This window comes from Thermoanaerobacter sp. RKWS2, from assembly GCF_026240795.1.
Classification (GTDB): domain Bacteria; phylum Bacillota; class Thermoanaerobacteria; order Thermoanaerobacterales; family Thermoanaerobacteraceae; genus Thermoanaerobacter; species Thermoanaerobacter ethanolicus.
The window spans coordinates 2,307,501-2,327,816 of record NZ_CP110888.1 but is presented as its reverse complement, the minus strand read 5'-3'; the positions used below and the strand labels follow the sequence as shown (position 1 = coordinate 2,327,816).

Annotated in this window: 32 protein-coding genes and 6 pseudogenes (1 of these 38 cut by a window edge); all 38 read left to right on the top strand. The window is 37.1% G+C overall.

Annotated features, from left to right (window positions below; all coding sequences use genetic code 11):
* Positions 1-4 precede the first annotated feature (4 nt).
* A complete protein-coding gene (gene tuf / locus OEI98_RS12365) occupies positions 5-1,207 on the top strand; it encodes an elongation factor Tu (RefSeq protein ID WP_003870265.1) in 1,203 nt (400 codons plus the stop codon).
* Positions 1,208-1,396: 189 nt separating this feature from the next.
* A complete protein-coding gene (rpsJ, locus tag OEI98_RS12360; protein WP_266038157.1) occupies positions 1,397-1,705 on the top strand; it encodes a 30S ribosomal protein S10 in 309 nt (102 codons plus the stop codon).
* Positions 1,706-1,788: 83 nt separating this feature from the next.
* Positions 1,789-2,421: a 50S ribosomal protein L3 gene (gene rplC / locus OEI98_RS12355; protein WP_003870264.1), complete on the top strand. Its 633-nt coding sequence runs from the start codon at positions 1,789-1,791 to the stop codon at positions 2,419-2,421.
* Positions 2,422-2,438: 17 nt separating this feature from the next.
* Positions 2,439-3,059: a 50S ribosomal protein L4 gene (rplD, locus tag OEI98_RS12350; RefSeq protein ID WP_003868561.1), complete on the top strand. Its 621-nt coding sequence runs from the start codon at positions 2,439-2,441 to the stop codon at positions 3,057-3,059.
* The gene (gene rplW, locus OEI98_RS12345; protein ID WP_003870263.1) at positions 3,059-3,352 is read left to right on the top strand and encodes a 50S ribosomal protein L23; all 294 of its coding nucleotides are present in this window, start codon (positions 3,059-3,061) and stop codon (positions 3,350-3,352) included. The genes rplD and rplW overlap by 1 nt, the downstream gene beginning before the upstream one ends.
* Positions 3,353-3,376: 24 nt before the next feature.
* A complete protein-coding gene (gene rplB / locus OEI98_RS12340) occupies positions 3,377-4,204 on the top strand; it encodes a 50S ribosomal protein L2 (protein ID WP_004402352.1) in 828 nt (275 codons plus the stop codon).
* A 22-nt stretch (positions 4,205-4,226) separates the two neighbouring features.
* A complete protein-coding gene (rpsS, locus tag OEI98_RS12335; protein WP_003868564.1) occupies positions 4,227-4,508 on the top strand; it encodes a 30S ribosomal protein S19 in 282 nt (93 codons plus the stop codon).
* 17 nt (positions 4,509-4,525) lie between these two features.
* The gene (gene rplV, locus OEI98_RS12330; RefSeq protein WP_003868565.1) at positions 4,526-4,861 is read left to right on the top strand and encodes a 50S ribosomal protein L22; all 336 of its coding nucleotides are present in this window, start codon (positions 4,526-4,528) and stop codon (positions 4,859-4,861) included.
* Positions 4,862-4,874: 13 nt separating this feature from the next.
* On the top strand, positions 4,875-5,540 hold the full coding sequence (gene rpsC, locus OEI98_RS12325; RefSeq protein ID WP_003870261.1) for a 30S ribosomal protein S3: 666 nt from the start codon (positions 4,875-4,877) through the stop codon (positions 5,538-5,540).
* A gap of 3 nt (positions 5,541-5,543) precedes the next feature.
* A complete protein-coding gene (rplP, locus tag OEI98_RS12320; RefSeq protein WP_003870260.1) occupies positions 5,544-5,978 on the top strand; it encodes a 50S ribosomal protein L16 in 435 nt (144 codons plus the stop codon).
* On the top strand, positions 5,968-6,177 hold the full coding sequence (rpmC, locus tag OEI98_RS12315; RefSeq protein ID WP_003870259.1) for a 50S ribosomal protein L29: 210 nt from the start codon (positions 5,968-5,970) through the stop codon (positions 6,175-6,177). Before rplP ends, rpmC begins: the two co-directional genes overlap by 11 nt.
* A 17-nt stretch (positions 6,178-6,194) precedes the next feature.
* A complete protein-coding gene (rpsQ, locus tag OEI98_RS12310) occupies positions 6,195-6,449 on the top strand; it encodes a 30S ribosomal protein S17 (RefSeq protein ID WP_003870258.1) in 255 nt (84 codons plus the stop codon).
* A 21-nt stretch (positions 6,450-6,470) separates the two neighbouring features.
* On the top strand, positions 6,471-6,839 hold the full coding sequence (gene rplN / locus OEI98_RS12305) for a 50S ribosomal protein L14 (protein ID WP_003868570.1): 369 nt from the start codon (positions 6,471-6,473) through the stop codon (positions 6,837-6,839).
* 12 nt (positions 6,840-6,851) lie between these two features.
* Positions 6,852-7,175 carry a 50S ribosomal protein L24 gene (rplX, locus tag OEI98_RS12300; RefSeq protein ID WP_003870257.1) on the top strand — a complete coding sequence of 108 codons (324 nt, stop codon included), beginning with the start codon at positions 6,852-6,854 and terminating at the stop codon, positions 7,173-7,175.
* A gap of 24 nt (positions 7,176-7,199) precedes the next feature.
* Positions 7,200-7,739 carry a 50S ribosomal protein L5 gene (gene rplE, locus OEI98_RS12295; protein ID WP_003870256.1) on the top strand — a complete coding sequence of 180 codons (540 nt, stop codon included), beginning with the start codon at positions 7,200-7,202 and terminating at the stop codon, positions 7,737-7,739.
* 16 nt (positions 7,740-7,755) lie between these two features.
* On the top strand, positions 7,756-7,941 hold the full coding sequence (locus OEI98_RS12290; RefSeq protein ID WP_003868573.1) for a type Z 30S ribosomal protein S14: 186 nt from the start codon (positions 7,756-7,758) through the stop codon (positions 7,939-7,941).
* Positions 7,942-7,959: 18 nt separating this feature from the next.
* A complete protein-coding gene (gene rpsH / locus OEI98_RS12285) occupies positions 7,960-8,358 on the top strand; it encodes a 30S ribosomal protein S8 (RefSeq protein ID WP_003868574.1) in 399 nt (132 codons plus the stop codon).
* A 22-nt stretch (positions 8,359-8,380) separates the two neighbouring features.
* A pseudogene (rplF, locus tag OEI98_RS12280) lies at positions 8,381-8,922 on the top strand (50S ribosomal protein L6).
* A gap of 11 nt (positions 8,923-8,933) precedes the next feature.
* A pseudogene (gene rplR / locus OEI98_RS12275) lies at positions 8,934-9,298 on the top strand (50S ribosomal protein L18).
* Between the two features lie 15 nt (positions 9,299-9,313).
* Entirely contained in the window at positions 9,314-9,817 is a 504-nt protein-coding gene (gene rpsE, locus OEI98_RS12270) for a 30S ribosomal protein S5 (RefSeq protein WP_004402350.1), read from the top strand.
* A gap of 28 nt (positions 9,818-9,845) precedes the next feature.
* Positions 9,846-10,287, top strand: a pseudogene (gene rplO, locus OEI98_RS12265) (50S ribosomal protein L15).
* Between the two features lies 1 nt (position 10,288).
* Complete coding sequence (gene secY, locus OEI98_RS12260) at positions 10,289-11,545, top strand: preprotein translocase subunit SecY (protein ID WP_014063489.1); 1,257 nt, start codon at positions 10,289-10,291, stop codon at positions 11,543-11,545.
* 13 nt (positions 11,546-11,558) lie between these two features.
* Positions 11,559-12,212: an adenylate kinase gene (locus tag OEI98_RS12255; RefSeq protein WP_266038143.1), complete on the top strand. Its 654-nt coding sequence runs from the start codon at positions 11,559-11,561 to the stop codon at positions 12,210-12,212.
* Positions 12,209-12,955: a type I methionyl aminopeptidase gene (map, locus tag OEI98_RS12250; protein WP_003870250.1), complete on the top strand. Its 747-nt coding sequence runs from the start codon at positions 12,209-12,211 to the stop codon at positions 12,953-12,955. The genes OEI98_RS12255 and map overlap by 4 nt, the downstream gene beginning before the upstream one ends.
* A 15-nt stretch (positions 12,956-12,970) precedes the next feature.
* Positions 12,971-13,236, top strand: a pseudogene (locus OEI98_RS12245) (RNA-binding protein).
* A 24-nt stretch (positions 13,237-13,260) separates the two neighbouring features.
* The gene (infA, locus tag OEI98_RS12240) at positions 13,261-13,479 is read left to right on the top strand and encodes a translation initiation factor IF-1 (protein ID WP_003870248.1); all 219 of its coding nucleotides are present in this window, start codon (positions 13,261-13,263) and stop codon (positions 13,477-13,479) included.
* Positions 13,480-13,494: 15 nt separating this feature from the next.
* A complete protein-coding gene (gene rpmJ / locus OEI98_RS12235) occupies positions 13,495-13,608 on the top strand; it encodes a 50S ribosomal protein L36 (protein WP_003373491.1) in 114 nt (37 codons plus the stop codon).
* Positions 13,609-13,619: 11 nt separating this feature from the next.
* Positions 13,620-13,988, top strand: coding sequence for a 30S ribosomal protein S13 (gene rpsM, locus OEI98_RS12230; RefSeq protein ID WP_003868584.1), 369 nt, complete (start codon positions 13,620-13,622; stop codon positions 13,986-13,988).
* 18 nt (positions 13,989-14,006) lie between these two features.
* Positions 14,007-14,399 (top strand): 30S ribosomal protein S11, encoded by a 393-nt coding sequence (gene rpsK, locus OEI98_RS12225; RefSeq protein ID WP_003870247.1) that lies wholly within the window; start codon positions 14,007-14,009, stop codon positions 14,397-14,399.
* 12 nt (positions 14,400-14,411) lie between these two features.
* Entirely contained in the window at positions 14,412-15,032 is a 621-nt protein-coding gene (rpsD, locus tag OEI98_RS12220) for a 30S ribosomal protein S4 (RefSeq protein WP_003870246.1), read from the top strand.
* A gap of 47 nt (positions 15,033-15,079) precedes the next feature.
* Positions 15,080-16,027, top strand: coding sequence for a DNA-directed RNA polymerase subunit alpha (locus OEI98_RS12215; protein ID WP_003870245.1), 948 nt, complete (start codon positions 15,080-15,082; stop codon positions 16,025-16,027).
* Between the two features lie 13 nt (positions 16,028-16,040).
* Positions 16,041-16,379 carry a 50S ribosomal protein L17 gene (gene rplQ / locus OEI98_RS12210; RefSeq protein WP_003868588.1) on the top strand — a complete coding sequence of 113 codons (339 nt, stop codon included), beginning with the start codon at positions 16,041-16,043 and terminating at the stop codon, positions 16,377-16,379.
* A gap of 82 nt (positions 16,380-16,461) precedes the next feature.
* Positions 16,462-17,294: pseudogene (locus OEI98_RS12205) on the top strand (energy-coupling factor transporter ATPase).
* Positions 17,285-18,144: pseudogene (locus OEI98_RS12200) on the top strand (energy-coupling factor transporter ATPase). The pseudogenes OEI98_RS12205 and OEI98_RS12200 overlap by 10 nt, the downstream one beginning before the upstream one ends.
* On the top strand, positions 18,137-18,943 hold the full coding sequence (locus OEI98_RS12195) for an energy-coupling factor transporter transmembrane component T family protein (RefSeq protein ID WP_266038119.1): 807 nt from the start codon (positions 18,137-18,139) through the stop codon (positions 18,941-18,943). The pseudogene OEI98_RS12200 and the gene OEI98_RS12195 overlap by 8 nt, the downstream one beginning before the upstream one ends.
* Before the next feature lie 2 nt (positions 18,944-18,945).
* A complete protein-coding gene (gene truA / locus OEI98_RS12190) occupies positions 18,946-19,680 on the top strand; it encodes a tRNA pseudouridine(38-40) synthase TruA (protein ID WP_004402341.1) in 735 nt (244 codons plus the stop codon).
* Positions 19,681-19,768: 88 nt separating this feature from the next.
* Positions 19,769-20,200, top strand: coding sequence for a 50S ribosomal protein L13 (rplM, locus tag OEI98_RS12185; RefSeq protein WP_004402339.1), 432 nt, complete (start codon positions 19,769-19,771; stop codon positions 20,198-20,200).
* Between the two features lie 14 nt (positions 20,201-20,214).
* Positions 20,215-20,316, top strand: partial view of a 30S ribosomal protein S9 gene (gene rpsI, locus OEI98_RS12180; protein WP_003870239.1) — the beginning only. Its footprint extends 291 nt past the window's final position; 102 of the gene's 393 nt are visible here — the first part of the coding sequence; it begins with the start codon at positions 20,215-20,217; its stop codon lies beyond the right edge, outside the window.

The window sequence follows — 20,316 nt, the reverse complement described above, 5'->3', positions numbered from 1 at the left end:
GAGGATGGCGAAGCAAAAATTTGAGAGGAAGAAGCCCCACGTAAACGTAGGGACGATAGGTCACGTAGACCATGGTAAGACGACGTTGACAGCAGCGATAACGATGGTATTATCGAAGGCAGGAATGGCAGAGGCGAAGGGATATGACGAGATAGACAAGGCGCCGGAGGAGAGAGCAAGGGGAATAACGATAAACACGACTCACGTAGAATATGAGACAGAGAAGAGGCACTATGCGCACGTAGACTGTCCAGGTCATGCTGACTATGTAAAGAACATGATAACAGGGGCAGCACAGATGGACGGGGCGATATTAGTAGTATCAGCAGCAGACGGACCGATGCCACAGACGAGGGAACACATATTATTGGCGAGGCAGGTAGGAGTGCCATATATAGTAGTATTTTTAAACAAGGCAGACATGGTAGACGATCCAGAATTAATAGAATTAGTAGAGATGGAAGTAAGGGAATTATTGAATGAATATGAGTTTCCGGGGGATGACACACCGATAGTAGTAGGGTCAGCACTTAAGGCATTAGAGTGTGGATGTGGTAAGAGAGAGTGCGAATGGTGCGGGAAGATATGGCAGTTAATGGATGTAGTAGACGAATATATACCGACACCGGAGAGAGACATAGACAAGCCATTCTTAATGCCAGTAGAGGACGTATTTACGATAACAGGAAGAGGAACTGTTGCGACAGGGAGAGTAGAGAGAGGGAAGGTAAAGGTAGGAGACGAAGTAGAGATAATAGGATTGACGACGGAATCAAGGAAGACAGTAGTAACAGGGGTAGAGATGTTCAGGAAGACACTGGATGAGGCGCAAGCAGGAGACAACATAGGAGTATTATTAAGAGGAGTACAGAGGGACGAAGTAGAGAGAGGGCAAGTATTAGCGAAGCCAGGGACGATAAAGCCGCACACGAAATTTGAGGCACAAGTTTACGTATTGACGAAGGAAGAAGGAGGAAGGCACACACCATTTTTCAATGGATACAGGCCACAATTTTACTTTAGGACGACAGACGTTACAGGTGTAATAAACTTGCCGGATGGAGTAGAGATGGTAATGCCAGGGGACCACGTAACGATAAAAGTAGAGTTAATAACACCGATAGCGATGGAAGAAGGTTTGAAGTTTGCTATAAGAGAAGGCGGCCGTACAGTAGGTGCTGGCGTCGTGTCAGCTATCATAGAATAGCATCATATTTTTGTGCTAATAGCAGCTGCTATTAGCACAAAAATATTGATATGTCAAGTCTTGCAATGATTTAGAACTTGAGATAAAATATTAAAGCTGGTGTCGCAGGTAAGATTTTTTTGACAATAAAACGCCTGGATATGTGGATATAGAAAAGTGTTGATGATTGATAGAAGGAGGGAAAGTAAAATGCCCAAGCAAAAAATTCGCATACGTTTAAAGGCTTTTGACTATGCTATTTTAGATCAATCGGCTCAAAAGATAGTGGAGACTGCAAAGAGGACAGGTGCAGAGGTTTCTGGACCTATTCCATTGCCAACAGAAAAAGATATTATAACTATTTTAAGAGCTCCTCACAAATATAAAGATTCAAGAGAACAGTTTGAGATAAGAACTCATAAGAGATTAATTGATATTTTAAATCCAACACCTAAGACAGTAGATGCTCTTATGAGATTAGATTTACCATCTGGTGTGGATATTGAAATAAAACTGTAAAAGGTAATAAGGAAAGAAACAAAAAAATAAAAAAGAAATTAAGACGCAAAAGCGTCCGCTGATTTCAGGAGGTGGATAAAAGAATGAAAAAAGGTATTTTAGGTAAAAAGCACGGTATGACACAAATATTTAATGAAAAAGGAGAAGTAATTCCTGTCACAGTAATTGAAGCAGGTCCTTGTGTTGTCGTACAGAAAAAAACAGTGGAGACTGATGGATACAATGCTATTCAAGTTGGTTTTGGAGATGTTAAAGAGAAAAGACTTACAAAACCTTTAATAGGGCATTTTAAAAAAGTAGGAGTGCCTTTTAAGAGATATTTAAGAGAATTTAAGTTAGATGACATAAGTGGATATGAAGTAGGTAGCGAAATAAAGGTAGATATTTTTAAACCAGGAGATAGAGTAGATGTAACAGGTATTTCAAAAGGTAAAGGCTTTGCAGGTGTTGTAAAGAGATATGGCGCTAATAGAGGACCTATGTCTCACGGTTCCAAATATCATAGAAGAGTAGGTTCGATGGGTGCTACCACAGACCCAGGAAGAACTTTTAAAGGCAAAATTATGCCTGGGCATATGGGACATGAAAGAGTAACTATACAAAACCTCGAAGTTGTAAAAGTTGATCCTGAATTAAATTTATTGTTAGTAAAAGGATCAGTGCCAGGACCTAAAGGTTCCTTGCTCATTATAAAAGATTCCGTGAAGAGCAAGTGATGAAAGGAGGAAGAAAGATGCCTAAGGTAGCGGTTTACAACGTAAAAGGGGAACAGGTAGGAGAAATAGAACTAAAGGATTCAGTTTTTGGCGTGCCAGTAAATGTTCCTGTTATGCATGAAGCAGTGCTAAATTATTTGGCGAATCAAAGGCAGGGTACCCATTCGACCAAAACCCGCGGCGAAGTTCGTGGTGGTGGAAGAAAGCCTTGGAGACAAAAGGGAACAGGAAGAGCACGTCAAGGAAGTATAAGAGCTCCTCAATGGATTAAAGGTGGTATTGTCTTTGGACCAAAGCCAAGAGATTACAGCTATAAGTTACCTAAAAAAGTAAAAAGATTAGCTTTAAAATCTGCTCTTTCATCTAAAGTTAGAGATAACGAGATAATTGTATTAGATGAATTCAAATTAGATCAGCCAAAGACTAAAAAAGTTGTTGAACTTCTTAAGAATTTTAATGTTGATAGCGCGTTAATAGTGGTACCTGAAGGGGAAAAGAACGTAGAACTTTCAGCAAGAAATATACCAGGTGTTAAAACTTTATATGCTAATTATTTGAATACTTATGATATTTTAAAATACGACAAGTTTATCATAACAAAGGATGCCGTGGGCATAGTCGAGGAGGTGTACGCCTAATGGAGGCACGCGACATTATAATACGCCCAGTAATAACTGAAAAAAGTATGAACCTCATGAGTGAGAGAAAATATACTTTTATTGTGGATAAAAGAGCAAATAAAATTCAAATAAAGAAAGCTGTAGAAGACATATTTGGGGTCAAAGTGGAAAAAGTATATACAATGAATTACAAAGGAAAGCCAAAGAGAATGGGAAAATATGAAGGAAGGACAGAAGCTTACAAAAAAGCAATAGTGAAGCTTACTCCAGATAGTAAAGGTATCGAATTCTTTGAAGGGTTGCAGGCATAATTTTAAGTTTAAGGAGGGAAAGAAATGGGAATAAAATCTTTTAAGCCGACATCTCCCGGCAGACGTCAAATGACGGTATTGACTTTTGAGGAAGTTACTAAGGATAAGCCAGAGAAATCCTTAGTTGTTACTTTAACTAAATCGGGTGGAAGAAATGTATACGGGAGAATTACTGTCAGACATCGTGGTGGCGGACATAAGAGAAAATATAGGATTATAGATTTCAAGAGAGATAAGGACGGAGTACCAGGAAAAGTTGCTGCTATTGAGTACGATCCAAATAGAACAGCTTATATTGCACTTATACATTATTTAGATGGGGAAAAAAGATATATCATTGCTCCTTATGGACTAAAAGTGGGAGATATAGTAGAATCTGGTGAAAATGTAGACATTAAGGTAGGAAATGCTTTGCCTTTAAGGAATATTCCTGTAGGTACAATAATCCATAACATCGAGCTTATACCAGGAAAAGGTGGACAATTAGTGAGAGCGGCAGGTACAGCGGCACAGCTTATGGCTAAAGAAGGGGATTATGTTCAAGTTAGAATGCCTTCAGGAGAAATTAGATTGATAAAGGCTGACTGTCGTGCAACCATTGGACAAGTATCAAATTTAGACCATGAAAATGTAAAGATAGGTAAAGCAGGAAGGTCAAGATGGCTTGGAAGAAGACCAACTGTTAGAGGTTCAGCGATGAATCCGGTTGACCATCCACATGGTGGTGGTGAAGGTAAAGCACCTATCGGACATCCAGGGCCACTTACACCATGGGGCAAGCCTGCATTGGGTTATAAGACACGTAAGAAAGGTAAAGCTTCGGATAAATTTATCATTAAGAGACGCAAATAGTTGGTGAAAGGAGGTCAATGCCTTGAGCAGATCTGTAAAAAAAGGTCCCTATGTTGATCCAAAACTTCTTAAAAAGATTGTTGAAATGAATAAAAAGAATGAGAAAAAAGTAATCAAAACATGGTCAAGGAGCTCGACAATTGTGCCAGAAATGGTTGGACATACAATAGCTGTTCATGACGGCAGAAAGCATGTACCTGTTTATATAACTGAAGCGATGGTAGGGCACAAGTTAGGAGAATTTGCTCCTACTCGAACCTTCCACGGACATGCTGATACTGAAAAAACTTCCAAAGTTAAATAGGCAAAGGAGGAGATAACGTGGAGGCAAGGGCAATAGCCAGATATGTAAGAATTTCGCCTCGAAAGGTAAGATTAGTTCTTAACCTGATTCGTGGCAAGCATGTGGATGAAGCCTTAACTATTTTAAGGTTTACTCCAAAAAGAGCCTCAGGAATAGTTGCCAAGGTTCTTAAATCAGCCATTGCTAATGCTGAAAATAACCATGGAATGAATAGAGATAATCTGTATGTAGCAAAGGCTGTGGCAGATGAAGGCCCTACAATGAAGAGAGTTTTCCCAAGAGCGATGGGAAGAGCAGATATTATGAGGAAGAGAACCAGTCATATAACGATAGTCGTGAAGGAAAAAGAATAAAGGAGGGATATGCGTGGGCCAAAAGGTACATCCATATGGACTTAGAGTTGGAGTTACACAAGATTGGCTAGCTAAATGGTATGCGGATGACAAAGATTTTTCAAAACTCTTAATAGAAGATATTAAAATAAGAAACTATATAAAAGAAAAACTGTATTCAGCTGGGATTCCTAAAATAGTTATTGAGAGAGCGTCCAATAGGATAAAAATAGATATTCATGCTGCAAAACCAGGAATGGTAATTGGCAAAGGTGGAGCAGGTATTGACAAGTTAAGAGAAGAATTGGAAAAAATGACTAATAAGACAGTTATCCTTAATATTGTGGAAGTCAAAACTCCTGAACTTAGTGCACAACTAGTAGCTGAGAATATTGCAGCTCAAATTGAAAAAAGGATATCCTATAGAAGGGCTATGAAACAAGCCATAGCAAGAGCGATGAAATTAGGTGCTAAAGGTATTAAAATTGCTTGTTCGGGTAGATTGGCTGGTGCAGAAATTGCTCGTACTGAAAGGTATCATGAAGGAGTTGTACCGCTTCAAACTTTAAGAGCGGATATTGACTATGGCTTTGCAGAGGCAAATACTACTTATGGGAAAATAGGAGTAAAAGTTTGGATAAATAAAGGAGAGATACTGCCACAGCCTAAAAAGCAGGTAACCGCGGAAGGAGGTAAGTAAAACATGTTAATGCCAAAAAGAGTGAAATACAGAAAACAACAACGGGGCAGAATAAAAGGAAATGCTACTCGTGGTAATACCCTGACTTATGGAGAATATGGGTTGCAAGCGCTGGAACCTGGTTGGATTACAGCCACCCAAATTGAGGCAGCAAGGGTTGCAATGACGAGGTTTATAAAAAGAGGCGGAAAAGTGTGGATAAAAATTTTCCCTGATAAGCCGGTTACTAAAAAACCTGCTGAAACTCGTATGGGTTCAGGGAAGGGGTCACCAGAATTTTGGGTAGCAGTTGTAAAGCCAGGTAGAGTTCTTTTTGAAATAGGTGGAGTATCAGAAGAAGTTGCAAAAGAGGCTTTAAGGCTTGCAATGCATAAACTGCCTATAAAGACAAAGTTTTTAAAACGTGAAGAATTGGGTGGTGAAGATAATGAAAGCTAAGGAAATAAGAGAACTTACCAATGAGGAATTGCTTCAAAAGCTTTCGGACTTAAAAGCAGAGCTTTTTAATTTGAGATTTCAACTTGCTACCGGCCAATTAGATAACCCTATGAGGATAAGAGATGTAAGAAAAACAATTGCGAGAATAAAGACAATTTTGAGAGAGCGGGAATTAGGTATTAGGCAAAATAAAGCATAAGGAAGGAGGGCATTCACTTGGAAAGAGGCCACAGGAAAGTTAGAATTGGAACAGTAGTAAGCAATAAAATGCAAAAAACTATTGTAGTTGCTGTAGAAGACAGAGTAAGACATCCTCTTTATGGAAAGACAATAAAAAGAACCAAAAAGTTCAAAGTTCACGATGAAAATAATGTATGCAATGTTGGAGATATAGTAAAGATAATGGAAACAAGACCACTTAGCAAAGAAAAAAGATGGAGATTAGTTGAAATAGTTAAAAGAGCTGAATAATTTGAAAGGAGGTAAACTCAAATGATTCAACCTCAAACTCGATTGAAAGTAGCAGATAATACAGGTGCAAAAGAAATTATGTGTATTCGCTTGGAAGGCGGTTCAAATAGAAAGTTTTCAAATGTAGGAGATGTAATAGTTGCTTCTGTAAAAAGTGCAACACCCGGTGGTGTTGTGAAAAAAGGTGAAGTTGTTAAAGCGGTAATCGTAAGGACAAAGAAAGGAATTGCTCGAAAAGATGGCACTTATATAAGATTTGACGATAATGCTGCGGTTATTATAAGGGATGATAAACAACCAAGAGGTACTCGTATTTTTGGACCAGTTGCAAGAGAATTGAGAGAAAAAGACTTCATGAAAATTATTTCTTTGGCTCCTGAAGTGCTTTAAGGAGGGTGGAAAATGGCACAGAATAAATTGCACGTAAAAAAAGGAGATATGGTTGTTGTAATTTCAGGTAAGGATAAAGGTAAGAAAGGCAAAGTATTGCAAGCCTTTCCTAAAGAAGGCAAAGTAATTGTGGAAGGCGTTAATGTTGTGACAAAACACAGGAAATCGACAAATCCGCAAAAACCAGGTGGAATAATTCACCAAGAAGCGCCAATTTACAGTTCGAAGGTTATGCTCTATTGTGAAAATTGTGGAAGAGGAGTTCGCTATGGGGTAAAAGTCCTTGAAAATGGCGAAAAAGTACGTTACTGCAAGAGGTGCAATGAAACGCTATAATTATAAAAAGGAAGGAGGCTCATTATGTCAAGGCTGAGAGAAAAATACGAAAAAGAAGTTGTGCCAGCGCTGATGGAACGTTTTGGCTATAAAAATATAATGCAGGTTCCTAAAGTTGAAAAAGTTGTTATAAATATAGGTGTGGGTGAAGCAAAAGAAAATCCTAAGGCGCTGGAAGCAGCAGTCAATGATTTGACAATGATTGCGGGACAAAAACCAGTTATTACAAGAGCTAAAAGGTCAATCGCAAATTTCAAAATTCGTAAGGGAATGCCAATTGGAGTAAAAGTTACTTTGCGCGGAGAAAGAATGTATGAATTTATGGATAAACTTTTCAATATAGCTTTGCCTCGTGTGAGAGACTTCAAAGGAGTTTCTCCTAATTCTTTCGATGGAAGAGGGAATTATGCTTTAGGAATCAAAGAACAATTAATTTTTCCTGAAATTGACTATGATAAGATAGATAAGATAAGAGGAATGGATATAATTATTGTTACAACTGCTAAAACCGATGAAGAAGCGAAGGGATTGTTAGAACTTTTAGGTATGCCATTTGCAAAGTAAAGGAGGGTAAAATTATATGGCAAGAAAGGCTTTGATAGTAAAGCAGCAAAAGCCTCAAAAATACAAGACAAGAGAATACAATAGGTGCAAAATTTGTGGCAGACCTCATGCATACTTGAGGAAATTTGGCATGTGCCGTATATGCTTCAGAAAGTATGCCCATCAAGGAATGATACCAGGTGTTAAAAAAGCAAGTTGGTAAAAGAGGGGAGGTAGTACAATGGTAATGACAGATCCTATAGCAGATATGCTAACTCGAATAAGAAATGCGAACATTGCAAGACATGAAACAGTAGAAATACCTGCTTCAAACATGAAAAGGGCTATTGCAATGATTATGCTAAAAGAAGGGTTTATAAAATCAGTAGAAGAAATAGACGATGGAAAAGGTGGTATTCTCAAACTAACATTAAAGTATGGCCCTAACAAAGAAAGAGTTATATCTGGTTTGAAAAGAATAAGCAAACCTGGTTTGAGAGTATATGCAAGGCACGATGAATTGCCAAGAGTATTAGGAGGATTGGGTATTGCAATTATTTCAACATCAAAGGGAATCATGACAGATAAAGAAGCAAGAAAAGCAGGAGTTGGAGGAGAAGTTATTTGCTACATTTGGTGATTTCAATAAGGAGGTGTGGTCAGTGTCTAGAATTGGTAGATTGCCAATAGAAATACCAAAGGGAGTAGAAGTTAAAGTAAGTCCTGATAATGTAGTAACTGTAAAAGGTACAAAAGGCACTTTAGAAAAAAGTTTCCGCCGATTGTAAATATAGAAGTAAAAGATAATCAAGTAATTGTAACTCGAAATGGCGACGATAAAGAAGAAAGAGCAATGCACGGAACTACAAGAGCAATAATAGCAAATATGGTAAAAGGCGTAACTCAAGGCTTTGAAAAAACATTAGAGATTGTAGGGATAGGATATCGTGCAGCAAAACAAGGGAAGAAATTAGTGTTAAATGTTGGATACTCTCATCCGGTAGAAATAGAAGAAGAGCCAGGGATTGAAATTGTTGTAGAAGGTAATAACAAAATAATTGTAAGGGGAGCCGATAAAGAAAAAGTAGGTCAAGTTGCTGCAAACATCAGAAGAGTCCGTGAACCAGATGCTTATCAGGGCAAGGGTATAAGATATGCAGGAGAAGTTGTGAGATTAAAAGAAGGTAAAACTGGTAAGAAGTAAGGGGTGAGATGATGATTACAAAACCAAATAGGAACGAATTAAGAAAAAGACGTCATTTAAGAGTAAGAAAAAAGTTTTTGGAACACCAGAAAGACCACGTCTTAATGTTTTTAGAAGTTTGAAACACATTTATGCGCAAATTATCGATGATACTAAAGGGCATACTCTTGTCCATGCTTCTACGTTAGATCCTGAACTTAGAGGCATTGCAAAAGGAGCAAATAAGCAGTCTGCTAAATTGGTAGGAGAGCTGATTGCAAAGAGAGCTTTAGAAAAAGGCATAAAAGATGTTGTATTTGATAGGGGCGGCTATATTTATCACGGTGTAGTAAAAGAATTGGCTGATGCTGCACGGCAAGCGGGATTAAATTTCTAACAAGGAGGGAAATGAATGGCTCGAGTTGATTGGACAAAGTTAGATTTAAAAGAAAGAGTCGTAAGCATAAATCGTGTTGCAAAAGTTGTGAAGGGCGGTAAGAATTTTAGATTTAGCGTCACAGTTGTAGTTGGAGACGCCGATAAAGGCTATGTAGGAGTAGGAAGAGGTAAAGCTGCAGAAATTCCAGATGCAATTAGAAAAGCTATAGAGGATGCAAAAAAACACTTAATTAAAGTTCCAATTGTAGGAACTACTATTCCTCATGAAGTCATAGGGGAATTTGGCGCTGGAAAAGTACTCTTGAAACCTGCCAGAGAAGGTACTGGTGTTATTGCAGGAGGACCTGTTCGCGCAGTGTTAGAGTCTGCAGGCATAAAAGACGTTTTGACGAAGTCACTTGGGTCTTCTAATGCAACTAATATGGTTTATGCTACAATTGAAGGGTTAAAAAGACTTAGAACAGCAGAAGAAGTAGCGAGATTACGCGGAATTCCAGTAAGCCAACTGTTTGAATAAACACAAAAGCAATATAGGAGGTGCAAAGATGAGACTGCACGATTTAAAACCAGCTGAAGGAGCAAGACGTGAAAGAAAAAGAGTAGGAAGAGGAATAGGTTCTGGACATGGTAAAACTTCAGGCAGAGGACAAAAAGGGCAAAAAGCAAGAAGTGGCGGTGGAGTGCGTCCGGGCTTTGAAGGAGGTCAAATGCCACTTACAAGAAGACTCCCAAAAAGAGGTTTTACTAACATATTCAAAAGAATATGCAATTGTAAATGTTGGAACTTTAGAAGAAAGGTTTGAGGATGGAACGGTAATTACTCCTGAAGTTTTAATAGAAAGTGGTATAATTAAAGATGTAAAAGATGGGGTTAAGATATTAGGTGACGGAGATTTAAGCAAAAAATTCACTGTTAAGGCTCATAAATTTAGTCAAAGTGCCATTGAAAAAATACAAGCCGTTGGGGGAAAGGCAGAGGTGATTTAAAGTGTTTCAAACCCTTGTCAATGCTTGGAAGGTCGATGATATAAGGAAAAGGATACTTTATACTTTAGGAATGCTAGTGATATTTAGATTAGGGTCCCATATTCCTGTGCCAGGAGTTGACCCAAAGCTGATTGCTCAAATACTTGGTCAAGGGCAATTGTTCGGATTTTTTGACATAATATCCGGTGGTGCTTTTCGAGAATTTACGATTTTTGCCATGAGCATTGTGCCTTACATTAACGCTTCAATTATAATGCAACTTTTGACAATAGCAATTCCCTCTCTTGAACAAATGGCAAAAGAAGGGGAAGAGGGAAGAAAGAAAATTGCTCAGTATACCAGATATTTAACAGTTGTACTTGCCTTGATACAAGCTATAGGAATGACAATTGGGCTAAAGAGTGCAGTTATCAATCCTACATTTTTTAACTTGACGGTCATTGTTATAACTTTGACGGCAGGTACTGCTTTTCTGATGTGGTTAGGTGAAAAAATTACTGAAAATGGAATAGGCAACGGAAGTTCATTAATAATTTTTGCGGGGATAATTTCTAGGATTCCTAACATGATATATCTGACAAGTGAATATATTCAAGCAGGTACTGCTAATATTTTTGGTGCTATTGCTTTTGTAGTTGCGGAGCTTATAATGATAGTATTGATAATTCTAGCAACAGAAGGGCAAAGAAGAATTCCGGTGCAATATGCCAAAAGGGTTGTTGGCAGAAAAGTTTATGGTGGCCAAAGTACTCACATTCCTATAAGAATAAACATGGCAGGGGTTATTCCTATTATATTCGCTCTTTCACTATTACAGTTTCCGCAACAATTAGCAACCTTTTTCCCACGGTCGTCATTTTACAACTTTGTGCAAAAATGGCTTAGCACAAGTGGGCTAATATACAATATTTTAGATATATTATTGATAATAGGATTTACTTATTTCTATACAGCAGTAATCTTCAATCCAGTAGATGTCTCAGATAATTTAAAAAAATATGGTGGATTTATTCCTGGAATAAGGCCAGGGAAACCAACTACAGACTATCTTACAAGGGTATTGAATAGAGTTACTTTTGTAGGAGCATTATTCTTAGCATTTATTGCTACAATGCCAGTAATTTTAATGAATGTAACGGGGTTACAACTTTACTTTGGAGGTACAGCACTTTTAATAGCAGTTGGTGTGGCACTTGATACTATGAAACAAATTGAGGGACACCTTATCATGAGGAACTATCAAGGATTTTTGAAATAAAGGGGGAGGATTTATGAGAGTAATACTTTTAGGACCCCCAGGTGCTGGCAAAGGGACACAAGCTGTGAAAATTGCTAAGGAGTTTGACATTCCTCATATTTCGACAGGAGATATTTTTAGACAAAATTTAAGAGATAATACTGACTTAGGGAAACTAGCAAAAGAATACATGGACAAAGGCTTATTGGTCCCCGATGAGGTTACGAATAAAATAGTGGAAGATAGATTAGAAAAAGATGATTGCCAAAAAGGGTTTTTGTTAGACGGATATCCAAGAAATGTAACACAAGCGGAAGAATTGGATAAATTTTTGCAGCAAAAAGGAACCTATCTTGATTGCGTTCTAAACATTGAAGTTGAGGAAGATGCTTTGATAGAAAGGATTACTGGCAGGAGAGTATGTCCTAATTGTGGTGCTACTTATCACATAAAGACTTCTCCTCCTGCAGTTGACAATGTATGTGACAAATGTAGCACAAAACTTATACAGCGTTCCGACGATAAGTTAGAATCAGTTGTGAAAAGACTAGAAGTTTATGAAAGTCAAACTAAGCCTTTGATTGAGTATTATACAAAGAAAAACATTTTAGTGAATATTGATGGAAATAAATCGGTAGAAGAAGTATTTGAAGATATAAAAAAGGCTTTGGGAGACAGAGGCAAATGATATATATCAAGTCTAAAAATGAGATTGATTTGATGAGAACAGCTGGCAAGGTAATAGCAAATCTCTTTGAGGTTTTAGAAAGGGCAATTAAGCCAGGAGTTACGACGTTAGAGCTTAATAGAATTGCAGAAGACTTTATAATAAAAAATGGCTGTAAACCTGCCTTCAAAGGTTTATACGGTTTTCCTGCTAGTATTTGCGCTTCAATAAACGAAGAAGTAGTTCATGGGATACCAAGTTTAAGAAAACTTAAAGAAGGCGATATTATAAGTATAGACCTTGGAGCTACCTATAAAGGGTATAATGCAGATGCAGCAAGAACTTTTCCTGTTGGAGATATATCGAAGGAAGCACAAAAATTGATTGAGGTCACAAAAAATAGCTTTTTTGAGGGTATAAAATACGCGAGAGAAGGGAATAGGTTATCTGATATTTCTCACGCAATACAAACTTATGTAGAAAGTCATGGCTTTTCAGTAGTAAGAGAATATGTTGGACATGGGATAGGTATAAAAATGCATGAAGATCCACAGATTCCTAATTTTGGTCCCCCTGGAAGAGGGCCTAGATTAAAAAGAGGTATGTGCCTTGCTATAGAACCGATGGTAAATGCGGGACATTATGCAGTAAGAACATTAGAAGATAATTGGACAGTAGTGACTGTTGATGGCAGTTTATCAGCCCATTACGAAAATACTATTGTTATTACGGATGGGGACCCAGAAATACTGACCATTTTATAAGAGGTGAATTTATTAATGGAAGACTTGCAAATTGGTCAGGTAGTGAGGAGCAAAGCAGGTCGCGACAAAGGCAGAGTTTTTGTAGTTGTAGGAAAGTTTGATGACCAACACGTTCTTGTAGCTGATGGGGACCTTCGAAAGATAGAAAAACCTAAGAAAAAAAGTTTAAACACCTTCAAAGATATAATGACGTGATTTGGCAGATTAAAGAAAAAATTCAAAAGGGCGATAAATTAACTAATGAAGAAATCAGAAAATTTTTAGAACCTTATAAATCCTAAGTCAATAAGGAGGAATGGATATCCTTGGCAAAAGATGATGTTATTGAAGTTGAGGGCACAGTGATAGAGGCTTTACCAAATGCTATGTTTCAAGTACAATTAGATAATGGGCATAAAGTATTAGCCCATGTATCCGGAAAACTGAGAATGAATTTTATACGAATACTTCCAGGAGACAGGGTGACAGTAGAATTGTCTCCTTATGACTTGAGTCGTGGAAGAATAGTATGGCGTGGAAAGTGATAAGGAGGGTGCGAGATGAAGGTGAGACCATCTGTAAAACCTATTTGCGAAAAATGTAAAGTTATAAAAAGAAAAGGTAGAGTTATGGTAATTTGTGAAAATCCAAAGCATAAACAAAAACAAGGCTAGGAGGTGTGAAAATGGCGAGAATTGCAGGCGTTGACTTGCCAAGAGATAAACGAGTGGAAATAGCTTTGACATATATATATGGTATTGGACGTTCTCGTTCAAATGAGATACTTGCTAAAGCAGGTGTAAATCCAGACACAAGGGTCAAGGATTTAACAGAAGAAGAAGTTTCTAGATTGAGAGAGATAATTGATAAAGAATACAAAGTTGAAGGCGACTTAAGAAAAGAAGTTGCTATGAACATCAAAAGGTTAATGGATATAGGATGCTACAGAGGAATAAGGCATAAAAGAGGACTACCCGTAAGAGGACAAAGAACAAGGACTAATGCTAGAACGAGAAAGGGTCCAAGGAAAACTGTTGCTAAGAAGAAGAAGTAAGAATAAGGAGGGGAAATAATGGCTAAAAGAGTAAAAAGAGCTGGCAGAAAACGCGAGAAAAAACACGTAGAAAGAGGAATTGCCCATATTCATTCTACGTTTAACAATACCATTGTGACTATAACGGATCCTGCTGGAAATACAATTTCTTGGGCAAGTGCTGGTACAATAGGCTTTAAAGGCTCAAGAAAATCAACTCCCTTTGCAGCGCAAATGGCGGCAGAATCAGCAGCTAAGGCAGCAATGGATCATGGAATGAAAACAGTTGATGTTTATGTTAAAGGACCTGGTGCAGGTAGAGAAGCAGCAATAAGGGCTTTACAGGCTGCTGGGCTTGAAGTGAGTCTTATAAAAGATGTGACTCCAATTCCTCACAATGGCTGCAGACCACCTAAGAGGAGAAGAGTATAAGGAGGTGCGATTATGGGAAGATATATAGGACCAACTTGCAGATTGTGCAGAAGAGAAGGCATGAAATTATATTTAAAAGGAGATAAATGCTATACAGACAAATGTCCTGTTGCAAGAAGAGGATATGCACCAGGACAACATGGACAAGAAAAGAAAAAACTCACTAACTACGGCATGCAACTACGAGAAAAACAAAAACTCAAAAGGTACTATGGCGTTTTAGAGAGACAATTTGTCAGATATTATGAAGAAGCAGAGAGAATGAAAGGAATCACAGGAGAAAATTTGTTACAACTTTTAGAAAGACGTCTTGATAATGTAGTGTATAGGTTGGGCTTTGCAGCATCTCGGCCACAAGCGAGACAATTGGTAAGCCATGGTCATATAGAAGTAAATGGTAAGAAAGTTGATATACCATCTTTCTTAGTAAAGCCAGGAGATGTAATATCTGTGAGGGAAAAGAGCCGTTCAATGGAATTAATAAAGAATAATTTAGAAGTATCAAGAAATGTACCTGATTGGTTAGAACTCAATAAAGATGCTTTTGAAGGTAGAGTAGTTTCATTGCCAAGAAGAGAACACATAGATCTACCTATCCAAGAGCACTTGATTGTTGAGTTGTATTCTAAGTAATGATATAATCGGTTACCCTCATAAAACAGTTAAAAGGAGGGTTCACAGTGTTTGAAATGATTGAACCAAAAATAGAGATTGTTGAGCAGTCGGAAGATGGGACGTATGGGAAATTTGTAGTGGAGCCTTTAGAAAGAGGATATGGCATAACTCTTGGGAATTCCTTAAGAAGAGTACTTTTGTCCTCTCTTCCTGGTGCTGCTCCTAAATCTGTCAAAATAGATGGAGTATTGCATGAATTTTCAACCCTACCAGGAGTTAAAGAGGATGTAGTAGAAATTATACTTAACCTTAAAGAAGTGGCAGTTAAATTGCATTCAGATGAACCGGTGGTAGGGCGCATAGATGTAGAAGGAAAAGGAGAAGTTACTGCAGGTCATATAAAAGGCAGTGCTGATATAGAAATTTTAAACCCTGACCATCATATAGCTACTTTAAGTGATGATGGTAAACTCCATATGGAGATTGTGTTTGTCAAGGGAAAGGGTTATGTGCCTTCAGATAAAAACAAAGAGCCTAACCAACCGATAGGCGTTATTCCAGTTGATTCTATTTTTACACCAGTAAAAAGGGTAAGCTACAATGTAGAAAATACTCGTGTAGGCCATGTTACAGACTATGATAAACTTACTTTGGAAGTATGGACAAATGGAACTATAACGCCAAAAGAAGCTATTAGTATGGCTTCTGATATGTTGATTAAGTACTTTCAAAAGTTTATATCTTTTACTGGCGAATACAAAAGTTCAGATATTTTTGTGGACAAACCTGAGAAAAAAGTCGAGAAACCTCTTGATATGACAATTGAAGAATTAGACTTGTCTGTTAGGTCCTATAATTGTTTAAAGAGAGCTGGAATAAATACAGTACAAGAGCTCACTCAAAAGACAGAAGAAGAGATGATGAAGGTCAGAAATTTGGGTAAAAAATCTTTAGAAGAGGTTAAACAAAAACTCGAAGCATTAGGACTTAGCTTAAAAAAGGCAGACGAATAAAGGAGGGTTGAAGGTGGGTTACAGAAAATTAGGCCGTCCTTCTGACCAGAGGAGGGCTATGCTTAGAAATTTAGTCACAGACTTTTTGAAATATGGTAGAATAACTACAACAGAGGCACGAGCAAAAGAGGTTCGCAGCATTTCTGAAAAAATGATTACTCTCGGTAAAAGAGGCGATTTACACGCAAGAAGGCAGGCTTTAGCCTATATCTTAGATGAAAGTGTAGTAAAGAAGTTATTTGACGAAATAGCACCAAAATACAAAGACAGACAAGGTGGTTACACGAGAATTTTAAAGCTTGGGCCTCGCAGAGGAGATGGCGCACCATTAGTAATTATTGAATTAGTGTAAACAATCGAAGGGGTTAAGTTTGGTGCTGCAACTTAATCCCTATTTTTCATAAAGGAGTTTAACTTAAAAGAAGGTGTCCTTAATGGAACACATAATAACTACACAAAATTTATCTTTTGAATATCATGCCGAAGAACAAACTCGACACCTAGTTTTAAAGGATATAAATTTACAGTTTGAAAAAGGGCAGTTTATAGGGATAATTGGTCATAATGGGTCAGGTAAATCAACACTTGCTAAACACTTTAATGCACTTTTATTGCCGACAGAGGGAAAAGTACATGTAAAAGGAATGGACACCAAAGATACAAATCATTTTTGGGATATAAGACAGACTGCTGGGCTTGTTTTTCAAAATCCAGATAATCAAATAGTTGCTACTATTGTTGAAGAGGATGTAGCTTTTGGCCCAGAAAATTTAGGTATTCCACCTGATGAAATAAGAGAAAGAGTTGAATACGCCCTTAAAGCGGTAGGTATGTGGGAATACAAAGATTATCCTCCTCACATGCTCTCAGGTGGACAAAAGCAAAGAGTTGCCATTGCTGGGATAATTGCAATGAAGCCAGAGTGCATAATTTTAGATGAGCCAACGGCAATGCTTGACCCAATAGGAAGAAGGGAAGTCATTTCTACCATAAAAAAGCTCAACAAAGAAGATGGGATTACTGTAATACTCATAACACATTTTATGGAAGAAGTAGTAGATGCAGATAGAGTTATTGTAATGGATAATGGAAAAGTAGTGTTAGATGGTACTCCTAAAGAAGTATTTAAAGAAGTTGCTCTTTTAAAAAGATTGGCCTTAGTGTGCCCCAAGTTACAGAGTTGGCATACCAATTGAAGAGAGAAGGCTTTGACGTCCCTTTAGATATTTTAACAGTAGAAGAAATGGTGGAATTTTTATGCCGATAAAAGTAGAAAATTTAAGCTTTGTGTATAATGAAGGGACGCCATATGCTACTGTTGCTTTAAATAATGTTACTTTTGAAATACAGGATGAAGAGTTCGTGGGAATCATCGGGCACACAGGGTCGGGTAAATCTACGTTAATACAACATTTAAATGGGCTTTTAAAACCCACTTCAGGGAAAATATATATAAATGGAGTAGATATAACAGACAAAAAAGTCAGTTTGAAAGATGTACGAAAAGAAGTAGGATTAGTTTTTCAATATCCTGAATATCAACTTTTTGAAGAAACCATTTTTAAAGATATAGCCTTTGGTCCTACTAATTTGGGACTTAGCGAAGAAGAAATTGAAAAAAGAGTATATGAAGCAATGGATATTGTTGGAATCAGTAGAGAATTAGCAGATAAATCCCCTTTTGAAGTATCAGGTGGCCAAAAACGTAGGATTGCGATAGCAGGAATATTGGCGATGAAGCCTAAAATTTTGATATTAGATGAACCTACTGCAGGCCTTGATCCAAAGGGGAAGGAAGAGATTTTAAACAAAATTAAAGAAATTCATGATAAATATAATATGATAACAATTTTGGTATCCCATAGCATGGAAGATATAGCTAGATTTGCAGATAAAATAATTGTGATGAACAAAGGAAGAATAGAAGTTATTGGAACTCCAAGGGAAGTATTTAGAGAAGCTGAAAAATTAGAAAAGATGGGATTAGGGGTACCACAAATAACTTCTCTCGCAAGAGAATTACAAAAAAAGGCGTAGCAATTCCAGAAGATATATTAACAATTGAAGAAGCAAAGGAATATATAATTCGTTATCTCAGGGGGACTAAAAATGTTTAGAAATATAACTATTGGGCAATATATCCCTGGTGATTCGGTAGTTCATAAGTTGGATCCGAGAATCAAAATAATTATCACTTTTATATTTATAGTGGCCATATTCTTTATAAATAAACTTTCAGGTTACATTTTTGCGGTTCTTTACCTTTATTTGGTAATAGCAATTTCAAAAATACCTTTTAGCTATATTTTAAAAGGATTAAGACCAGTTATTATAATTCTTTTACTGACGGTGAGTTTAAATATGTTTTTTACCCCTGGGGGAACGATATTGTATACTTTAGGACCCTTGAAAATTACTACTAGTGGGTTGCGATTAGCTGTATTTATGGGGTTAAGACTCATATTTTTGATTATCGGTACTTCACTACTTACTTTAACTACTTCTCCTATCTCTTTGACAGATGGAATAGAGCATATTTTAAAACCCTTTAGTCGGATAGGGGTACCGGCTCATGAATTAGCAATGATGATGACAATTGCTTTAAGATTTATACCTACATTAATAGAAGAAGCAGAAAAAATCATGAAAGCTCAAATGGCAAGAGGAGCCGATTTTGAAAGTGGCAATATAGTAAAAAGGGCAAAAGGACTAGTGCCTCTTTTAGTACCTCTATTTATTAGTGCTTTTAGAAGAGCTGACGAATTAGCAGTTGCCATGGAATCTCGGTGTTATAGAGGCGGGCAAAATAGAACGCGAATGAAACAGCTTAAAATCCAACCACGAGATTATGAAGCTTTAGCTGTGACCCTTATAATGGTATTGCTAATTGTATGGAATAGAGTTTGGACGTGGTAAAAATGAGAAACGTAATGATTGTAGTAGAATATGACGGTACCAATTATCACGGTTGGCAATACCAAGAGAATGCAGTGACAGTTCAGGAGGTATTGCAAAAAGCAATAAAGAAGGTAACAGGAGAAGAAGTTAATTTAATAGGTGCAAGTAGAACTGATACAGGTGTTCATGCTCTATATCAAGTAGCTAACTTTAGAACTAATACTAAAATACCTGCAGAAAAACTGCCCTATGCTCTAAACAGCGTATTACCCGATGATATAGTAGTTGTCCAAGCAAAGGATGTGGAAGACTCTTTTCACGCTCGATATAGTGCAAAAAGAAAAAGATACAAATACATTATTCTTAATAGAAAATTTCCAATGCCTACAATGAGAAATTATTGTTGGCATATAGGCTATCCTTTAAATATAGAAGAAATGAAAAAAGCTGCTTCTTACTTGATTGGGACTCACGATTTTTCTGCTTTTAGAGCTTCAGGAAGTAGCAAAACAAGTACTATAAGGACAGTGTATGATTTAACTATTGAAAAAAATGAAGATTTTATCAACATTGAAATAGAAGCCAATGGCTTTTTGTATAACATGGTGCGAATAATTGTAGGAACACTAGTTTATGTAGGTCTTGGAAAAATAAAAGAAGATGAAGTTTATGATATTTTAAAATCAAGAGACAGAACAAAAGCAGGCGTAACTGCTCCGCCACAAGGATTGTATTTAATAAAAATTATGTATTGACAGTTGTAGTGCTGTGAATTAAAATAATATTATGCGAAATTGTGCCCTATGTTGGAAATTTACCACGGACAAGGAGGTTATATAAAAGATGAAGTCATATATGGCTAAACCTGACGAGGTCGAAAGAAAATGGTTTGTTATAGATGCTGAGGGTAAAGTCTTAGGAAGATTAGCAAGCCAAATTGCTAAAATACTAATGGGTAAGCACAGACCAACCTACACACCTCATGTAGATACAGGAGATTTTGTGATAGTTTTAAATGCCGAAAAAATTGTGTTGACAGGCAATAAATTAGAAGATAAGTATTACAAATATTATACAGGGTATCCAGGAGGATTAAAAGAAGTTCAGTATAAAAAATTAATGCAGACAAAACCTGAGTTTGTAATATACCACGCTGTAAAAGGCATGTTGCCTAAAAACAGACTTGGTCGCAGAATGATTAAAAGATTGAAAGTATATAGGGGCTCTGAGCATAAGCATCAAGCTCAAAAGCCTGAAAAATTAGACATAGAGTGAAAGGAGGATATCCTATGGCAACAGTACAATATTACGGAACAGGAAGAAGAAAAGAAGCTGTAGCGAGAGTAAGGCTTATGCCTGGAAAGGGAAATATAATAATTAATAATAAACCT

Excerpts from the sequence above, each read along its gene's own strand:
- rplB (WP_004402352.1), top strand. The coding sequence starts at position 3,377 with ATGGGAATAAAATCTTTTAAGCCGACATCTCCCGGCAGACGTCAAATG.
- rpmC (WP_003870259.1), top strand. The coding sequence starts at position 5,968 with ATGAAAGCTAAGGAAATAAGAGAACTTACCAATGAGGAATTGCTTCAA.
- OEI98_RS12290 (WP_003868573.1), top strand. The coding sequence starts at position 7,756 with ATGGCAAGAAAGGCTTTGATAGTAAAGCAGCAAAAGCCTCAAAAATAC.
- rplP (WP_003870260.1), top strand. The coding sequence starts at position 5,544 with ATGTTAATGCCAAAAAGAGTGAAATACAGAAAACAACAACGGGGCAGA.
- rplX (WP_003870257.1), top strand. The coding sequence starts at position 6,852 with ATGGCACAGAATAAATTGCACGTAAAAAAAGGAGATATGGTTGTTGTA.
- rpsD (WP_003870246.1), top strand. The coding sequence starts at position 14,412 with ATGGGAAGATATATAGGACCAACTTGCAGATTGTGCAGAAGAGAAGGC.
- rpsH (WP_003868574.1), top strand. The coding sequence starts at position 7,960 with ATGGTAATGACAGATCCTATAGCAGATATGCTAACTCGAATAAGAAAT.
- rpsM (WP_003868584.1), top strand. The coding sequence starts at position 13,620 with ATGGCGAGAATTGCAGGCGTTGACTTGCCAAGAGATAAACGAGTGGAA.
- OEI98_RS12255 (WP_266038143.1), top strand. The coding sequence starts at position 11,559 with ATGAGAGTAATACTTTTAGGACCCCCAGGTGCTGGCAAAGGGACACAA.
- rplD (WP_003868561.1), top strand. The coding sequence starts at position 2,439 with ATGCCTAAGGTAGCGGTTTACAACGTAAAAGGGGAACAGGTAGGAGAA.
- rplM (WP_004402339.1), top strand. The coding sequence starts at position 19,769 with ATGAAGTCATATATGGCTAAACCTGACGAGGTCGAAAGAAAATGGTTT.
- rpmJ (WP_003373491.1), top strand. The coding sequence starts at position 13,495 with ATGAAGGTGAGACCATCTGTAAAACCTATTTGCGAAAAATGTAAAGTT.
- rpsE (WP_004402350.1), top strand. The coding sequence starts at position 9,314 with ATGGCTCGAGTTGATTGGACAAAGTTAGATTTAAAAGAAAGAGTCGTA.
- truA (WP_004402341.1), top strand. The coding sequence starts at position 18,946 with ATGAGAAACGTAATGATTGTAGTAGAATATGACGGTACCAATTATCAC.
- rpsK (WP_003870247.1), top strand. The coding sequence starts at position 14,007 with ATGGCTAAAAGAGTAAAAAGAGCTGGCAGAAAACGCGAGAAAAAACAC.
- rplN (WP_003868570.1), top strand. The coding sequence starts at position 6,471 with ATGATTCAACCTCAAACTCGATTGAAAGTAGCAGATAATACAGGTGCA.
- map (WP_003870250.1), top strand. The coding sequence starts at position 12,209 with ATGATATATATCAAGTCTAAAAATGAGATTGATTTGATGAGAACAGCT.
- rplC (WP_003870264.1), top strand. The coding sequence starts at position 1,789 with ATGAAAAAAGGTATTTTAGGTAAAAAGCACGGTATGACACAAATATTT.
- tuf (WP_003870265.1), top strand. The coding sequence starts at position 5 with ATGGCGAAGCAAAAATTTGAGAGGAAGAAGCCCCACGTAAACGTAGGG.
- rpsJ (WP_266038157.1), top strand. The coding sequence starts at position 1,397 with ATGCCCAAGCAAAAAATTCGCATACGTTTAAAGGCTTTTGACTATGCT.
- rplW (WP_003870263.1), top strand. The coding sequence starts at position 3,059 with ATGGAGGCACGCGACATTATAATACGCCCAGTAATAACTGAAAAAAGT.
- rplE (WP_003870256.1), top strand. The coding sequence starts at position 7,200 with ATGTCAAGGCTGAGAGAAAAATACGAAAAAGAAGTTGTGCCAGCGCTG.
- OEI98_RS12195 (WP_266038119.1), top strand. The coding sequence starts at position 18,137 with ATGTTTAGAAATATAACTATTGGGCAATATATCCCTGGTGATTCGGTA.